We start from the raw sequence: 15,956 nt of genomic DNA on the forward strand, positions 1-15,956 counted from the left end.
ACGCACCATCCGAAGATGATGCGTTTTATTTTTGCCTTAATTAGTAATTAATAACCGCGTCGACGATTTTTCTGCAGGATCATGAAGTGGAGCGCTAATGCGCCAACGAAGAGCACGAGCGCGATAAACATCACGAAGCCGTTTGAATTAATGAATTCTGATCCGGGACGTTGTTTCATAATGATACCGAACAGCGCCCAGAGTGCTGGAACGGTCAACGCCCAGTTGTTGAACTGCATGAATAGGAATAACACGCAAGCCGTCGCTACGATCATAAAGAGAATCGCAAACAATGCGCCGAAGAATGAGAGGCCATCCATACCGATCTTCACGAACCAGGTCATCACATTCGTGAATGTCGCGAACGTCAACCAACCGGCATGCAAGCCGATCGGTAACGTGAGCGTCCATTTGAACGAACGCGCAATATCTGGACGGTTGCTGAGGCGTTTTACCATAAACAATAGCGTCAACGTGTACAATACGATCATGATCAACGCTGTGAAGATCCAGTCAGAATTCCACGTGAGCGTCCACAATATGTTGAAGATATTCCACAGAATAAAGAGCGGAATCATTTCACCGTAATAGAAACGCTGCGTATTCTGCTTGAGTTTCATAAAAAACGGAATCGCGAGGACGACAGCCATACCAATGTAAATAATTCCCCAGATGGAGAATGTGAAACCGGCCGGCGCCAGTAAATTCAAATGCATATCAGAAATTTCTTGCTGCGTATACGGCAATACCCAGCCGAACGCTGAGATGTAGTTCAACAATAACGTTGCTACAAAAAAGCCGATCGCCGTATAGTGCCAGCGTTTAATCGATTGCTTATCCATATTATCCTCCTTGTAGTAGACTAGATAACGATTTCTTTACACTATCAATTATATAGTTATCGCTCACAAAGAGCAATTTATGTTAGACATTTGACGGGTATGATCTATTGTTTTGAGTGATCTTCTAGCATAAAATAAATACGTAAAAAATTAGATTTTGGAGGTTATCATGAAAGTCACATTCCGCGTCAAACGCACACCTTTTAGTTGGAAAGCCTTCTTCGGCTGGTTGATTATCATCGGACTGATCGTACGTTGGGTGAAGAAAAAATAATCAAAAAGGACTCTCCGTCGCATGGAAAGTCCTTTTTTCATGGTATTGATTATTTTAATGCGATAAATTGTCGTACGTCGGTTCCAAGAGACGATTGAAGATATTAACGCATTTACCAACCATCAGCGCTGAAACGACAGTACCGATGCCGATCCCTTCGATGCGATGGAAGAGAATTAACGATAGGATTGCAGCGAGGATAACGAGTGTCATATCGAATAGCATTTTGACCTTGCCGAATGAAATGCCGTAGACTTTGGACATGGTAGCGACAATCCCCTCACCTGGGATTTTCACAATATCTGGGGCGACTTCGATGCTGATTCCGAGTCCCAAAATCACACAGCCGAGCACGAGACTGATAGTTTCTGTCATGAGATTGGTTGGCTGGAAGAAGCGCAATATGCTCATGTTCATGTTGATAAAGAATCCTAGTAGATAACTCACAGGCAGCTGAAGTAATAATTTTAAGTTGATTTTCCCCTTGAGAATGAAGACCTGCATGACCATAAATATCGCATTGAGGAGAAAGGTCGACATCCCAAAACTCAACCAGTTGAATTTCAGACTGGCGACGTAGGAGATACTGGAAATCTGTGACGTTCCGAGGTCACTTTTTGTGATGAGATCGATCCCTAACGCATTGATGAACACGCCGAGAGCGAAGCAGAGTACCTTAATTCCTAATTTCTTATCCTTCAACATACATTAATCGCTATCCCTTCACTTGCTTTTCATAGGTCTATGATAGCCCTCCCCCTTAGCCGATGCAATTGTGAATTATAAAAAAATCGCAGAACACCAATCACTGATGTTCCGCGATTCAATTTCCATATTCACAATTTATTTTGCACAATGGGTTAATACCCAAAGCGCTATTCGTAGCGCACCCCCGCTACCTAGCGCTAATCTGCAAATAGGTGGTGATTTGAATGGATAACTTCCGACAAGTTTGATATTAACCGAGCGACAGCTGATTTGCAATCATTATTAGACGCCGAATAATACGTAGCCGAAGAACATGACGAGTGGAAAACTCACGATCATTAAGCCGTTCATCAGACTCCAAAGCATCCGCCCATCACGAAAAGCGATTACCGCACCGATGAGGCCAATAATCGGACAAACAAATAACGTACTACAGCCGACTGGTTTCAACGGACCAAACCATGTGGCTGGAATAAATAAGGACAAGACAAAAATCGAAATACCCGCAATAAAGAAATATGGACTAATGGTTCTTTGAGACATGATGATCCCTCCATTACATTGAAAAATATTTCCTTTTCTTTATTTTAGGCTGGAGTATCGTATAAATCAAATTATTATTCTTATTTTTCTGACGATTTAGCAGGTTATTTTATTCCTCTAACAATCACGCTTCAATCTTTTCCTTTGTATCTAGTCTTTTTATTGGCCAATCTTCAGTTAATTCTTGAATGGCTTTTATATCTTTCTCTCATTCTGTCACAGGCGTGGTGTGTTCGGTCTGTCGATGCAGTTTTTCTTCCATAATGCTATCCTCCTCTGCACACTTTTTTATATTTTACTATGAAACATATTTCTTCCTAAACAAAAAAGAGACAGTGGCCTGCCTCTTCTCTAGTTGCATGAATTGATTCTAATTACATTTCTTGTGGCGCTTTGACACCTAAGAGTGATAATGCATCTTCTAATACGACGGTTACGGCTTTAACGAGCGCCAAACGTGCTTGAAGCTGACTGTCATCGTTCAAGATACGAGTGTTACCGTAGTATTTGTTGAAGTCCTGTGCCAAGTCGATCGCGTATTTGGCGATGACGGATGGTTCGTAACGGTTGAAGGCACGACGTGTGATGGCTGGGTAGTCACCTAAACGTTTCACAATGCGCCAGCTGTAGTCGTCGTTGAGTGCTTCAGCTGCAGAAAGATCCGCATTAACGTCTTCGCCGGCTTTACGCAAGATACTGTGTGCACGTGCGTTCGCGTACTGTACGTAAGGACCGGTTTCCCCTTCGAACTGTACGACTTCTTCCAAGTTGAAGTCGAAGTTGTTGAGACGTTCGTTCTTCAAGTCGTGGAAAATAACCGCACCTGTACCGACTGCTTCAGCGATCGCTTCTTTGTTTTCGAGATCTGGGTTCTTCGCTTCGATCTGTTCGTGTGCCAAGTCAACCGCACGATCCAAGACATCCTTCAAGAGGATGATCTTACCTTTACGGGTGGATAATTTCTTACCGTTCACCGTAATTAAACCGAATTTGATGTGGTGCATATCTTCTTGCCAGTCTTTGCCGAGTTTTTGAAGGACGGCTTTCAACTGTTCGAAGTGGACGGATTGTTCGCTACCCACCACGTACAAGCTTTGCGCGAAGTCGTAAGTACGTTTACGGTAATAAGCGGTTGCCAAGTCACGCGTAATGTACAAGGTCGCACCGTCAGATTTCTTGATCAATGCTGGTGGCAATTCTTCGTCTTCTAATTCGACGATCATCGCACCTTCATTTTTCTTCAATACCCCTTTTTCAGTTAAATCGTCAACCACTTCATCCATCTTGTCATTGTAGAACGCTTCACCCTTGTAGGAGTCGAAGGTAATGTTCAAACGGTCGTAAACGGTTTGGAATTCTTCAAGAGAGACGCGACGGAATTTTTCCCAAAGTGCAGTCACTTCTGGATCGCCATTTTCCAATGCACGGAATGTCGCACGCGCTTCGTCATCGAGTTCTGGATTTTCTTCAGCACGTTCGTGGAATTCAACGTATAATTTTACTAATTCATTAATGGCGTTTTCTTCCACACGTTCAGGATCACCCCAACCGCGGTAAGCGACGATCAATTTACCGAACTGCGTTCCCCAGTCTCCGAGGTGGTTGATCTTAACCGGTGTATAATTCATCTTACGCACGATTTCAGCGAGGGAGTTACCGATAACGGTTGAGCGCAAGTGACCCATAGACATTGGCTTCGCAATGTTTGGTGAAGACATGTCGATCGTCACGTTACGTCCGTGACCGAGATCGTCAGAACCGTAGTCCGCGCCTTTTTCGAAAATATCAGAAAGAATCGTTTTGAACTGTGCGTCACGGTTCAAGGAGAAGTTAACGTAAGGGCCGACTGCTTTGACATCGCCGTAGATGTCGTCCGCTGGTAACTTAGACACGATATCTTCTGCAATTTCTTTTGGATTTTGGTGGCGAACCTTCGCTAATTGGAATGCTGGGAAGGCAATATCCCCCATCTTTTCGTCTTTAGGGACTTCCAAGACGTTTTGTAATTCTTCTTCTGTGAACCCATCTTCTACCAATGGGTGTAATAAATGTGCAATGGTCGCTTTGTTATCCATTATCAATACCTCCAACCGTCTCTTATAGAAATTAATTAAATTTGGCTAATAGCTATCACAAATTTAAATTAGTAAGTCTTATTTATCGTACACTAATTATATCGTATATAACAATAGAATATTAGTGAATATTTGCTAAATTTAAAACAAAAAGGTAGATAATCACCATCTCTGAATCAGGCAAAATAGAAACGGCAACTACACTACCCTCTGACTTATTCTAACATAAATAATAGGTTACCGACTTTTTCAATGATTAAAAAAATACTCAACGACTTTCTTCGTAAAATCGTCGAGTATTAGAAAACATGAATATATTTAACTTATGAAACCATCAACATCGCAGCAATCAAAATAATCAAGTTGAGCACCGCGATAATAATCAATGGTTTGCGCATAAATTTCAACCATGTTGGATAGTTGACTTTAGCGATATTCAAACCACCCATTACCACACCGGATGTTGGCGTAATGAGGTTAACCAAACCACAAGCTGCAACAAAGATCATTGTCATAACATCTGCACTAAGACCTAATTGTTGTGCTAAACCACCCATAACAGGCATCGAAACAACAGCGAGTCCTGAAGTCGATGGAATTAAGAAAGATAGTCCCAAGTATAAGATATATGCACCGATAACAAATAATACTGGAGATAATCCACTTAAGATACCCGCTGCTTTGTCCAAGATTAATAAGTCTAGGTGAGTTTGTGTCATCAACACCGAAACCCCACGTGCAACAACAATAATCAATACAACAGAGATCATATCTTTAGTACCATCAATAAAGTGATCAATCGTTTCTTGTTCACTGTATCCAGCAATCACTGCCACAATGATAGAAACAATGAAGAACCACATTGCTAAGTCAGCAAAGTACCATTCCCCGAAGCTATTTCCAGTTAAGAATGATGTCCAGCCGTCAAATACGGTAATACTAAAGTCACCCCATGGTATCAATGACGTAATCATGATCAAGAAACAGAAACCGAATACGGTTAATACAGCTTTGTGTTTACCAGTAAATTCCATATCTGTATCTTTACCATCGACAAAGTTTTTCTTCATATCTTCTTGCTCTTGCAACGAAAGAATTGTTGAACCTTTATCTTGTTTTACCTTCTTGGCGTAGGACATGACAGTGAAAATAGCAAATGCGGTTGTCACTGCCCAAATAACAAATCCAATACCGAGAATTAAGCCTGTATTTGGCGTGATACCCACACCATTGAGCGCATCCATAGCCACCCCTGTAGCGAACGGGTTAATTGTAGAACCTAGCACACCTGCACCGGACCCTAGTAATACCGTACCAGCTGCCACAACGGTATCAAATCCTGCGGCGACCATTGTGATCGATAGCAACGCATAGAACGGAATGGTTTCTTCTGCCATACCATAAGCCGTACCACCGATTGAGAATAGGATCATCAAGATAGGAATAATCTTGATTTCATTGCCTTTCAGTTTCTTAACAACAGACTGGATACCTGCTTCCAAGGCACCTGTTTGTGTGACAATGTTTAAGAAACCACCCAATACCAGGATAAAAATACTAATCTCAATCGCTTCTTGGAATCCTCTAAATGGCGCCATAATGATATCAGAGAATTGTGCACCGACTACATGATCAACCGTTGCATCATTAACCACTTGTGGAGCAAATCCTTGACCGTCAAGGAACATGGTAATAATTCCCAAAGCAATCAAGATAATAAAGAGAATACTGAATGACGAAATCTGGAACGATTTTTTCTCTTTTTTAGCCATAATTGATTGAACTGTGCTTATAAATTCACAGTTCGCCTCCTTTCTCTAGAAAACCTTCTAAATACACAACATGCTTGTGATGATATTCGATGCATCCCATGTTTTGCAATCTTTTCATCATGATGCCAGCTGTCTCTCTCGTTGTCCCCGTCATCGTTGCAATATCCTTAATCGGTATCGGACATCGTAATTCGATGTTTTGAGTCACTCGATTTTTCTCACCAATGGTTTGAGCTAATAATTTGAGGACAGCAACTATACGATCTAACGCACTATTAATCGACAACCCTTGAACGCGTGTCATGTATGCTCTCATTATATCTGATTGATAGCAGATCCAATAGCTCATAAAGTCAATATTTTTACTAAATAGCGCTTTTATTTTGCTGATTGGTATAATCACAACCTCAACGTCAGTTTGCGTTATAGCTGTATAACTATACTGCGTTTCTTGTTGAATACCTACCACTGGAAACAAATGTTCAGCATTCAAGAAATCCAGATAGTGATACTGATCATCCGCATCATTTTTCTCAATACGTACATATCCTGAGAAAAGCACGTAAATATTATTCAATGTATCGCCTTCGTAAAACAATACTTGGTTTTTCGTGTATTGTCGTACCTTGCTGTTCGTATATAGTTCGTGGAGTTCCTCTAACGATAACATTGAAAACATCGATAAATTTTCTAAAAATCTATCTTCAATCATGTCTGCCTCTTAGTTAACAATAACTGTTCCGACAGCGTTGTTACCCTCAATCTTACTTAAGTTTTCTAAAGACGTGATGATTGCTGAACGTTCTTCATGTCCTTTAACGAATTTCAATACTGCTTCGATCTTTGGCAACATGCTACCAGGCGCAAAGTGGCCTTCATCCATGTATTGTTCGAGTTCTGAAACAGTGACTTCTTCTAATTTCTTTTCATCTGGTTTACCGAAGTTAATGTATACATTATCTACACCCGTTAAGATAATTAGACGATCTGCTTCGACTTGTTCAGCTAATAATTCGGAAGCAAAATCTTTATCAATAACAGCTTCGACACCCTGTCCATCTTCACCGACAACAGGAATACCGCCACCACCACAAGAAATAGTAATGACACCCTCATTAATCAAACGATTAATCGTTTGTGATTCCTGAATATCAACGGGTTTTGGACTAGCGACTACTTTGCGCCAACCGCGTCCTGCATCTTCTTTAAAGGTGTAGCCCTGAGCAATCATCTCTTTGGCTTCTTCTTCACTTACAAATGGGCCGATTGGTTTCGTAGGATTTTTGAAGGCAGGGTCAGCTTCATCAACGACAACACTTGTTAAAATCGTTACCACTTCGTTATCCAACCCATGCTTCTTCATTTCATTCTTCAACGCATTGGATAACCAGTAACCGATACTACCCTGTGTCATCGCTACACAGGTATCCAATGGCATTGCTGGGTTCTTCTCTGAGTCAGCAGCTTCTTGTTGCAAGAGCAAGTTCCCAACTTGTGGACCATTTCCGTGTGAGATAACGAGATTATCTCCGTTTTCAATCAATTTGATTAGGTGTGATGCTGTGTCTTTTAACGCATCTTGTTGCGCCTTAGCAGAAGCGTCTTTTGATAAAATGGCGTTTCCTCCGAGGGCAATAACAACTTTTTCACTCATAATAATTCTCCTTTTATATAATATAAGTTATTCTTTGATAAAAAAATAAAGCAGCATGAAACATTTCATGCTGCTTTATCAGAACACTCCTAAACTTTAGGAATAAACAAGTTTCCTAACGTAGCAGCCATGATAGCCTTAATGGAATGCATACGATTTTCAGCTTCTTCGAATTGACGTCCGTAATCGCTGCGGAATACTTCATCAGTAATTTCCATTTCAGAAACACCGAATTTTTCAGATACCATTTGGCCATATTGTGTTTCCGTATCGTGGAAAGCTGGTAAGCAGTGAAGAACAATCAAATCGCCGTCCTGATTACCTGTTTTATTAATTAAGTCCATATTTACTTGGTATGGTTTAAGAAGGTTAACACGTTCTTCGAACTTGTCTTCTTCACCCATTGATACCCATACGTCTGTGTAGAATACGTTGGCATCTTTAACGCCTTTATCAACATCATCTGTAATCATGATTTCTGCGCCAGATTCTTTAGCGAATTTTTCAGCTAATTCTGTTACCTCTTTGTTAGGGAATAGTTCTTTTGGTGAACAGATGCGAACGTTAACGCCTAAGATAGAACCTGTAACAAGTAAACTGTTAGCTACGTTGTTACGTCCATCACCTACGTAAACGAGGTTGATTCCTTCAAGACGGTCAAAGTTTTCTTTAATAGTTGCAAAGTCTGCAATCATCTGAGTTGGATGCCATGCGTCTGTTAAACCATTCCATACTGGAACACCTGCGTATTTAGCAAGGTCTTCAACGACATCTTGGCGGAATCCACGGAATTCAATACCATCGAACATGCTACCTAATACTTTAGCAGTGTCTTCAACGGATTCTTTTTTACCCAACTGAATATCATTAGCACCTAAGTACTCTGGATGTGCACCTAAGTCAATTGCAGCAGTTGTAAATGCTGAACGTGTACGTGTTGAAGTTTTTTCAAATAGCAACGCAATGTTCTTACCTTCTAAGTAGTGGTGAGGAATACCGCGTTTTTTCAAATCTTTAAGGTGCAAAGTGAAGTCAATTAAGTATTCTAATTCTGCACGTGTAAAGTCTTTTTCAGCTAATAAACTTCTTCCTTGAAAAACTGATGTCATATATCTCTCTCCTTCTTTGGACGACCCACTAAATTTCTTCACGGAACAATGGCATACTCATGCAACGCGGACCACCACGACCACGAACTAATTCACTTCCTGGGATGTAGTTTAATTTAACCCCTGCTTCTTCAAGTGCTTTGTTGGTGATAACGTTACGGTCGTAAACAATAACTTCACCTGGTGCGATGGCTAATGTGTTAGAACCATCGTTCCATTGTTCACGTGCAGCAGCAGTCAAGTTGTTGTTACCACAACGGATCAATGTAACTTCATCTAAGTGCAAGTACTTGCACAAGATGTTTTCTAATGTGTCTTCTTCAAGAACAATTTCGATTTCGCCATTTTCTTTTTCAGAAATGGAGTAAACTTTCAAGTCACCTTCAATTTCTGGGTGAATCGTGAACTTGTCGTAGTCAAGCATAGTGAACACGGTATCCAAGTGCATGAACTTACGTGTCGTACCGATATCGAAAGCTAATACATGTTTGAAGCCAGCTTTCTTCTCGAACAATGTCTTAGCGATACGTTCGATAGAAGCAACGTCAGTACGTTGAGACATACCTAATGCAAGAACTTCTTTAGATAATGGTAATTCGTCCCCACCTTCGATACGTGTAGCGTATGAACGGTCGTAGTATCTTGGTACTTTGTCTCCAGAGAAGCGTGGGTGGTGATCAAAGATGTATTGTGCATAAATCGTTTCACGTTGACGTGTTTCAGAGAACATGTGGTTCAATGAAATACCGTTACCTAATGAAGCAAAGTTATCACGTGTGAAGTATAAGTTTGGCATTGGGTCAATGATGAATGGGTAGTTAGTTTCTACCATGTCAGTCAATCCCTTGAATTCGTAATCTGAAATTTCTTCTTTACGTAATCCAGCCATGGTCTTCAAGATCAATTCTTTGTTATCTTTGATACCAGTGAAGAAGTCTTTCACAGCACCTTTGATAGCTTCACCACGAATATCTGCTTCTTCCATGTATTGATCGATGAATTCTTCTCTAACTTTTGGATCTTCGATAGCTTCTGCAGCTAAATCTTCAAGATATAATACTTCGATATCTTTAGATCTTAACAACTCCGCAAAGTTATCATGTTCTTCTTGTGCCTTTTCCAAGAATGGAATATCATCGAACAAGAAACGTTCGAGGTAGTCTGGCATCAAGTTTTCTAATTCTTCACCTGGGCGATGAAGTAAAACAGTCTTCAATTTACCAATTTCAGAAAATACACTAATTGGTTTATCCATGATAGGTTCCTCCTTACGTAATCCCTTTCTTTTCTACGTCTATATAATAACAGGTTTTTGATTTGTTTTCGAGAGATATTCGTTTAAAATATAGCAGAATATCCATCATTATCCTATAAGAAAGGGCTTTCTGAATAAAAAATAAGCGTTTTCTATACATAAGGCTATTGTATAATGTATAATATGCATGAATTTATCGAAAGTATTCTAATATTTTGAGAAAGGATACACAATGAATCGTTTTAAACGCCAAGCAATCATCAAAAGATTAATTAATGACAATATGATTTCGACACAAAAAGAATTGATCGACTATCTGAACAAAGAAAATGTCCATACGACACAAGCGACTATTTCGCGGGATATGCAAGAATTGAATATCATCAAAACATCCAATGGTAGTCGCAGTTTCTATACGATCGATCAAGGAAATTCTGTTAAAAGTACGAATCAATCAACCAAAGATAAACTAATGTTCTTAATACAGGAATCTGGATTATCTATACATCAAGTAGAGTTTGTTAATTTATTAACTACTTTACCTGGTCATGGGCAAGCAGTAGGATTTTTAATAGATAAGCTGAGAATATCGGAAAGACATATCATAGGTTGTGTAGCCGGAGATGACACTATATTAATTGTCTCCAAAAATAAAGAAGACGCTGAAATAGTTTATAACTATCTTCAGCGCTTCATTTACAGTAATGATGATTAATGTGATGCGCCCAGCAGGATTCGAACCTGCAACCGCCTGATTCGTAGTCAGGTACTCTATCCAGTTGAGCCATGGGCGCTTACTGACTACAGTATAACACAGTTATTTATAAATGACAGACCCTTTTCAATATTTTTTAAATCCGACCAATAAAAAATACGATAGTGATGACAGATACTGCCAACACTATCGTATTTTAATTACTTAATATTTATTTCTTCTTCGAGGCTTTAGGATAATACGTTGGATTACTGAAAAATTCATTAGTTAATGACTTAACTTTCCCGCTTAGCATAATGACACCGATCATATTAGGAATAATCACTAATCCAAGTGTAATATCCAAAAAGGTGCCTGCACCCTCAAAAGATACAAATGCGCCCAAAATAATCATAAACATAGCGAGTGCACGGAAGATTTTACAAATTCGCGTTCCGAAGAGATATTCCGCCTGCTTTTCACAGTAGAAGACAATCACGATTAATGTCGAGATAACGAAGAGGAATAGGAAGATGGAAACCATCACGGAGCCGAAGACACCGAAGCTATCGTTAAAGGCACGGTCAACCGCGTTTGATGCGCTGGCCTGAAGTGCTGCATCCGACATCCCTGGTGTCCAGATCCCTGCTGCGAGCACAACTAAAGTCGACATCAATAAGACCATGGTGTCAGCGAGCACTTCGAAGCAACCCCAGAGCCCCTGACGTACCGGATGATCAGTGGCAGCTGCCGCATGTCCGTATCCTGCTGATCCCATACCAGCTTCAGAGGAGTATACCCCGCGTGCGACACCGTCTCCGATCACACGTTGAATCGTTGCGCCCGCAAAACCACCAGCGAATGCTTTCGGATTGAACGCACCGACGAAGATGTAACGAACAACATCCGGTAACTCATCAACATTCATTACCAAAATAATTAATCCCAATACAATATAAGCAACTGCCATAATCGGTACAAGGAAGCTCGTTGTTTCTCCAATCGCTTTAACGCCACCATACGTAACAAGTGCTGTTAAAATAAAGATTGCTGCGATTGCAATATATTTTACAACTTGAGGATCTGCGCCAAACGTCTGCCCAATCGTCATGATAGGTTCTGAAGCAGAAATTGATTGCAGCGTGATCGAAGGCAAAATCTCGATCATGAAGAAGAATGATACTAGCGTTCCGAGCACCTTACCGAGTGTACCCCCAATGCCCTTTTTGAGCACATAGCTCGCACCACTCACATATTCCCCATCTTCATTTTTTTCACGATAATTCATACTTAACGTCACTTCAGCAAATTTTGTTGCCTGTCCTATCAAAGAAACCAACACCATCCAGAAAATTGCTCCTGGTCCTGATGTAAAAATGATGGCTGGTGCGACTACAATGTTAGCTGCACCAATAGAAGAAGCTAAAGCAGTTGTCATTGCCTGAAATGGTGATAGCTGGCCTTCGCCGTGCTGTTTTGAGCTAAAGACTTGTCCAATCGTCTGTTGCATAACGTATGGAAAATGCGTGAGATGGAAAAAGCGTGTTCTAAAACAGATAATTAAGCCACCAACAATGATTAATGACAGTAGTGGCCAGCCCCATAACCAATTTGAAAATGTGGTTAGAAATTCCATTTGTCTGATCCTCCTTAAATCTATAACTATCAGACACAAAAAAACGCACGCACTTATCCGAAGAGAGTGAATAAGTACGTGCGATATAATTATAATTATTTCGTTCGATACCATCCTCGGATGATATGCAAGTATATCAACTGTAGTATACCTTAATAATTATATTGTGCAATATCTAATTTTTACGCTTCTTCGCTTTTGGATAGAGGGATGGGTCGTGGAAGAACTCATCAGTTAATTCCTTAACCTTACCACTCAAGAGAATAATCCCGATCATGTTTGGAATAACTACCAAACCAAGGGAAATATCCAAGAATGTTCCTGCGTTGTCGAAGGTAATGAACGCAGCGAGTGCGACCATCAACATGGCGAGTGCACGGAACCATTTCGCAATTTTCGTGCCGAAGAGGTATTCTGCCTGTTTTTCACAGTAGAAGACAACAACGGTTAACGTTGAAATCACGAATAGGAACAAGAAAATAGAGATCATGATTGATCCGAATGTTCCGAAGCTGGCTGAGAATGCTGAAGCAACAGCGTTTGAGGCATTGGCAGACAATGCTTCTTCAGACATACCTGGCGTCCAAATTCCTGTGGCTAAAACAACGAGTGTTGACATCGTTAATACGAGCGTGTCGGCAAGGACTTCGAAACAACCCCAGAAGCCTTGGCGCACCGGATGGTCAGTAGCGGCTGCCGCATGTCCGTATCCTGCTGAACCCATACCAGATTCAGAAGAGTAAACCCCACGTGCGACACCTTCACCGATGACACGCTGTAACGTTGCACCGGCGAAACCACCAGCAAACGCTTCTGGTTTGAATGCACCGACGAAGATATAACGGAACACATCTGGCAACGTATCGACGTTCATAATTAAAATAATCACACCGAAGATGATGTACAAAACAGCCATCACTGGTACCAATTTACCCGTCGCTTCACCGATCGCTTTTACCCCACCGTAAACGACTAAGGCCGTTAAGATGAAGATCGCAGCGATAGCGAAGTATTTAACGATTTGAGGATCCACACCGAATGTTGCCCCGATATTCATGATTGGTTCAGCGGCAGAAATGGATTGGATCGTAATTGACGGTAGAATCTCAATCATCAAGAAGAAAGCCACTGCAGCACCTAGGAATTTCCCAAGTTTACCACCGATACCTTTTGCCAGCATGTAGCTGGATCCACCGACGTATTCCCCTTCGTCGTTCTTCTCACGATAATTCAGACTCAGTGTCACTTCAGCGAATTTGGTCGCTTGTCCAATAATAGAGATCAACCACATCCAGAACACGGCACCCGGTCCCGCTGTAAAGATGATCGCTGGCGCAACAACGATATTTGCTGCACCGATTGATGAAGCAAGTGCGGTAGTCATCGCTTGGAACGGTGATACTTCACCCTGTCCTTCATCATTTGATTTGAACACTTGCCCAATCGTTTGTTGCATAACGTATGGGAAGTGTGTGAGGTGGAAGAAACCTGTACGAATACAAATCAACAATCCACCAATAACAATTAAGGCTAAAAGGGGCCAACCCCATAGCCATTCCGCAAACGCGGTAAGCGCGTTCATTTTATCTATATTCCTCCTAACAGAATTCCTAACAATTTACTTAATATATAAAATCGCACGTACAGCGGTCGGTTATTCGAGAGTGCACGTGCGTTTTTACCAGTTTTAGAGTGGTGCGCGATCAAACGGCATCGTCATGCAGCGTGGACCGCCACGACCTTTGACGAGCTGCGCACCTTTGATTTTTACGATCCAAAACGCATAATTCTAACCCGTAAATTGGGAACTATTAAATTTAAAGTTCCCCCTCACTCACTTGTTACTACGCTAAGTATTGTTTGGCTTGAGCGATGTGATTCAAGACACGTTCTTTACCTTGCAATTCGAGCGCTTCACCAATTCCCGGTCCATGTTCAGATCCGGTTGTCGCAACACGAAGTGGCATGTAGAGCTTCTTACCCTTGATACCTTCTTCTTTTTGGATCGATTTAATGGCTTGCATAATGTTTTCATCCGTGAAGTCGTCGAGCGCGTTCACTTTTGTTTCGAACGCTTCGACCACGGTTTTGGCTGTTGGTTCTGCCAAAATTTCACGCCCACGTTCATCGATAGCCATCTCCTCCACAAAGAATTGTTCAGAGAGTGGGACGATTTCCGCTGCGTAAGACATTTCGTTCTTGTAGAGACCGATCAATTTCTCTGCCCAAGCGAGGTCTTCGTCAGTTGGGTTGTCAGAGAGATGTCCCGCTTCACGCAAGTGTGGGAGCGCGAGTTTAGCGATCGTATCGTCATCTGCCTTCTTCACGTAACGGTTATTGACCCAAGCGAGTTTCTTGTTGTCGAATTTCGCCGGTGCTTTGTTCAAGCGTTTTGGATCAAACATGTCGATGATTTCTTCCATGGAGAAGATCTCATCTTCACCTTTTGGCGACCAACCGAGCAACGTGATGAAGTTGAACATTGCATCTGGCAAGTAGCCGAGTGCGCGGTACTGTTCGATGAACTGGATCACGGATTCGTCACGTTTGGATAATTTCTTGTTCGTGTCGGCACTGATGATCAAGCTCATGTGACCGAACGTTGGATGTTCAAAGCCTAACGCGTCGTAGATCATGATCTGTTTTGGCGTGTTGGCGATGTGGTCATCTCCACGAAGGACGTGCGTGATTTCCATTTCGTGGTCGTCCACGACAACCGCGAAGTTGTACGTCGGCATGCCGTCGCTCTTCATGATGACGAAGTCGCCGCCGATGTTGTCGGAGTTCACGGAGATATTGTGTTTCACGATATCATCCCATGCGTAATCGACATCATCTGGCACGCGGAAACGAATCGTTTCTGGACGTCCTTCAGCTTTGGCCTGTTCACGCTCTTCCGCTGAGGCATCGCGCCATTTCGGTACGTAGTGCGGACGTTCGTTATTTTCCTTCTGCGCTTGACGCGTAGCTTCGAGATCTTCCGCCGTATCGTAAGCGTAGTACGCTTTTCCTTCGTCAATTAACTGTTGCGCATATTTTTCGTAGAGTTCCTTACGTTCTGACTGACGGTAAGGAGCGTGTGGTCCACCAACATCCGGACCTTCATCCCAATCCATGCCGAGCCATTTTAAGTTTTCGAGCTGACTGGATTCACCGTCTTCCACGTTACGTTTTTGGTCAGTATCTTCAATACGAATGATGAAGTCCCCACCGAAGTGACGGGCGAATAAGTAATTAAAGACTGCCGTTCGCGCGTTACCGATGTGCAAGTGACCGGTCGGACTCGGCGCGTAACGAACACGAATTTTGTCAGACATGTATCTTTCTCCTCGCTTTTTTCAAGTAATATCCTGCCCATTCTAACATAAATAAATTAAATATGTAGAAATAGTTC

General features: G+C 41.7%; 14 protein-coding genes and 1 tRNA gene. 1 reads left to right on the forward strand and 14 read right to left on the reverse strand.

Annotation, left to right across the window (positions count from 1 at the left end; all coding sequences use genetic code 11):
- Nucleotides 1-47 precede the first annotated feature (47 nt).
- From ACWOEX_RS04920 to arcA, 9 genes are all read right to left on the reverse strand, one after another.
- Entirely contained in the window at nt 48-842 is a 795-nt protein-coding gene (locus ACWOEX_RS04920; RefSeq protein WP_455298411.1) for a hypothetical protein, read from the reverse strand.
- Nucleotides 843-1,170: 328 nt separating this feature from the next.
- A complete protein-coding gene (locus tag ACWOEX_RS04925) occupies nt 1,171-1,821 on the reverse strand; it encodes a YczE/YyaS/YitT family protein (protein WP_455298412.1) in 651 nt (216 codons plus the stop codon).
- 285 nt (nt 1,822-2,106) lie between these two features.
- Complete coding sequence (locus ACWOEX_RS04930; RefSeq protein ID WP_455298414.1) at nt 2,107-2,367, reverse strand: hypothetical protein; 261 nt, start codon at nt 2,365-2,367, stop codon at nt 2,107-2,109.
- Between the two features lie 374 nt (nt 2,368-2,741).
- The gene (argS, locus tag ACWOEX_RS04935; RefSeq protein ID WP_455298416.1) at nt 2,742-4,442 is read right to left on the reverse strand and encodes an arginine--tRNA ligase; all 1,701 of its coding nucleotides are present in this window, start codon (nt 4,440-4,442) and stop codon (nt 2,742-2,744) included.
- Between the two features lie 323 nt (nt 4,443-4,765).
- Entirely contained in the window at nt 4,766-6,214 is a 1,449-nt protein-coding gene (locus tag ACWOEX_RS04940; protein WP_455298417.1) for a YfcC family protein, read from the reverse strand.
- Between the two features lie 25 nt (nt 6,215-6,239).
- Nucleotides 6,240-6,926 (reverse strand): Crp/Fnr family transcriptional regulator, encoded by a 687-nt coding sequence (locus ACWOEX_RS04945; protein WP_455298418.1) that lies wholly within the window; start codon nt 6,924-6,926, stop codon nt 6,240-6,242.
- A 9-nt stretch (nt 6,927-6,935) separates the two neighbouring features.
- Nucleotides 6,936-7,868, reverse strand: a complete 933-nt coding sequence (gene arcC, locus ACWOEX_RS04950) for a carbamate kinase (protein WP_455298419.1) — start codon at nt 7,866-7,868, stop codon at nt 6,936-6,938.
- Nucleotides 7,869-7,957: 89 nt separating this feature from the next.
- Entirely contained in the window at nt 7,958-8,977 is a 1,020-nt protein-coding gene (gene argF / locus ACWOEX_RS04955) for an ornithine carbamoyltransferase (protein WP_455298420.1), read from the reverse strand.
- A 28-nt stretch (nt 8,978-9,005) separates the two neighbouring features.
- Nucleotides 9,006-10,232 carry an arginine deiminase gene (arcA, locus tag ACWOEX_RS04960; protein ID WP_455298421.1) on the reverse strand — a complete coding sequence of 409 codons (1,227 nt, stop codon included), beginning with the start codon at nt 10,230-10,232 and terminating at the stop codon, nt 9,006-9,008.
- A gap of 232 nt (nt 10,233-10,464) precedes the next feature.
- Between arcA and ACWOEX_RS04965 the strand changes: the two genes are divergently transcribed.
- A complete protein-coding gene (locus ACWOEX_RS04965) occupies nt 10,465-10,947 on the forward strand; it encodes an arginine repressor (RefSeq protein WP_455298422.1) in 483 nt (160 codons plus the stop codon).
- A gap of 5 nt (nt 10,948-10,952) precedes the next feature.
- Here the strand turns inward: ACWOEX_RS04965 and ACWOEX_RS04970 are convergent.
- The 5 genes from ACWOEX_RS04970 to gltX all read right to left on the reverse strand — a co-directional run bounded on the left by ACWOEX_RS04970 (nt 10,953) and on the right by gltX (nt 15,879).
- A tRNA-Arg gene (locus tag ACWOEX_RS04970) sits at nt 10,953-11,026 on the reverse strand.
- Nucleotides 11,027-11,158: 132 nt separating this feature from the next.
- Nucleotides 11,159-12,562, reverse strand: a complete 1,404-nt coding sequence (locus tag ACWOEX_RS04975; RefSeq protein ID WP_455298423.1) for an alanine/glycine:cation symporter family protein — start codon at nt 12,560-12,562, stop codon at nt 11,159-11,161.
- Nucleotides 12,563-12,737: 175 nt separating this feature from the next.
- Nucleotides 12,738-14,144, reverse strand: a complete 1,407-nt coding sequence (locus ACWOEX_RS04980; RefSeq protein WP_455298425.1) for an alanine/glycine:cation symporter family protein — start codon at nt 14,142-14,144, stop codon at nt 12,738-12,740.
- Between the two features lie 105 nt (nt 14,145-14,249).
- Complete coding sequence (locus tag ACWOEX_RS04985) at nt 14,250-14,336, reverse strand: arginine deiminase family protein (protein WP_455298494.1); 87 nt, start codon at nt 14,334-14,336, stop codon at nt 14,250-14,252.
- A gap of 70 nt (nt 14,337-14,406) precedes the next feature.
- Entirely contained in the window at nt 14,407-15,879 is a 1,473-nt protein-coding gene (gltX, locus tag ACWOEX_RS04990) for a glutamate--tRNA ligase (protein ID WP_455298427.1), read from the reverse strand.
- Between the last annotated feature and the right edge of the window lie 77 nt (nt 15,880-15,956).

The sequence above is a fragment of the Aerococcus vaginalis genome, assembly GCF_053762225.1.

Bases quoted from the DNA above. Each gene is read 5' to 3' on its own strand.
- ACWOEX_RS04920 (WP_455298411.1), bottom strand. From the start codon at position 842: ATGGATAAGCAATCGATTAAACGCTGGCACTATACGGCGATCGGCTTT.
- ACWOEX_RS04925 (WP_455298412.1), bottom strand. From the start codon at position 1,821: ATGTTGAAGGATAAGAAATTAGGAATTAAGGTACTCTGCTTCGCTCTC.
- ACWOEX_RS04930 (WP_455298414.1), bottom strand. From the start codon at position 2,367: ATGTCTCAAAGAACCATTAGTCCATATTTCTTTATTGCGGGTATTTCG.
- argS (WP_455298416.1), bottom strand. From the start codon at position 4,442: ATGGATAACAAAGCGACCATTGCACATTTATTACACCCATTGGTAGAA.
- ACWOEX_RS04940 (WP_455298417.1), bottom strand. From the start codon at position 6,214: ATGGCTAAAAAAGAGAAAAAATCGTTCCAGATTTCGTCATTCAGTATT.
- ACWOEX_RS04945 (WP_455298418.1), bottom strand. From the start codon at position 6,926: ATGATTGAAGATAGATTTTTAGAAAATTTATCGATGTTTTCAATGTTA.
- arcC (WP_455298419.1), bottom strand. From the start codon at position 7,868: ATGAGTGAAAAAGTTGTTATTGCCCTCGGAGGAAACGCCATTTTATCA.
- argF (WP_455298420.1), bottom strand. From the start codon at position 8,977: ATGACATCAGTTTTTCAAGGAAGAAGTTTATTAGCTGAAAAAGACTTT.
- arcA (WP_455298421.1), bottom strand. From the start codon at position 10,232: ATGGATAAACCAATTAGTGTATTTTCTGAAATTGGTAAATTGAAGACT.
- ACWOEX_RS04965 (WP_455298422.1), top strand. From the start codon at position 10,465: ATGAATCGTTTTAAACGCCAAGCAATCATCAAAAGATTAATTAATGAC.
- ACWOEX_RS04975 (WP_455298423.1), bottom strand. From the start codon at position 12,562: ATGGAATTTCTAACCACATTTTCAAATTGGTTATGGGGCTGGCCACTA.
- ACWOEX_RS04980 (WP_455298425.1), bottom strand. From the start codon at position 14,144: ATGAACGCGCTTACCGCGTTTGCGGAATGGCTATGGGGTTGGCCCCTT.
- gltX (WP_455298427.1), bottom strand. From the start codon at position 15,879: ATGTCTGACAAAATTCGTGTTCGTTACGCGCCGAGTCCGACCGGTCAC.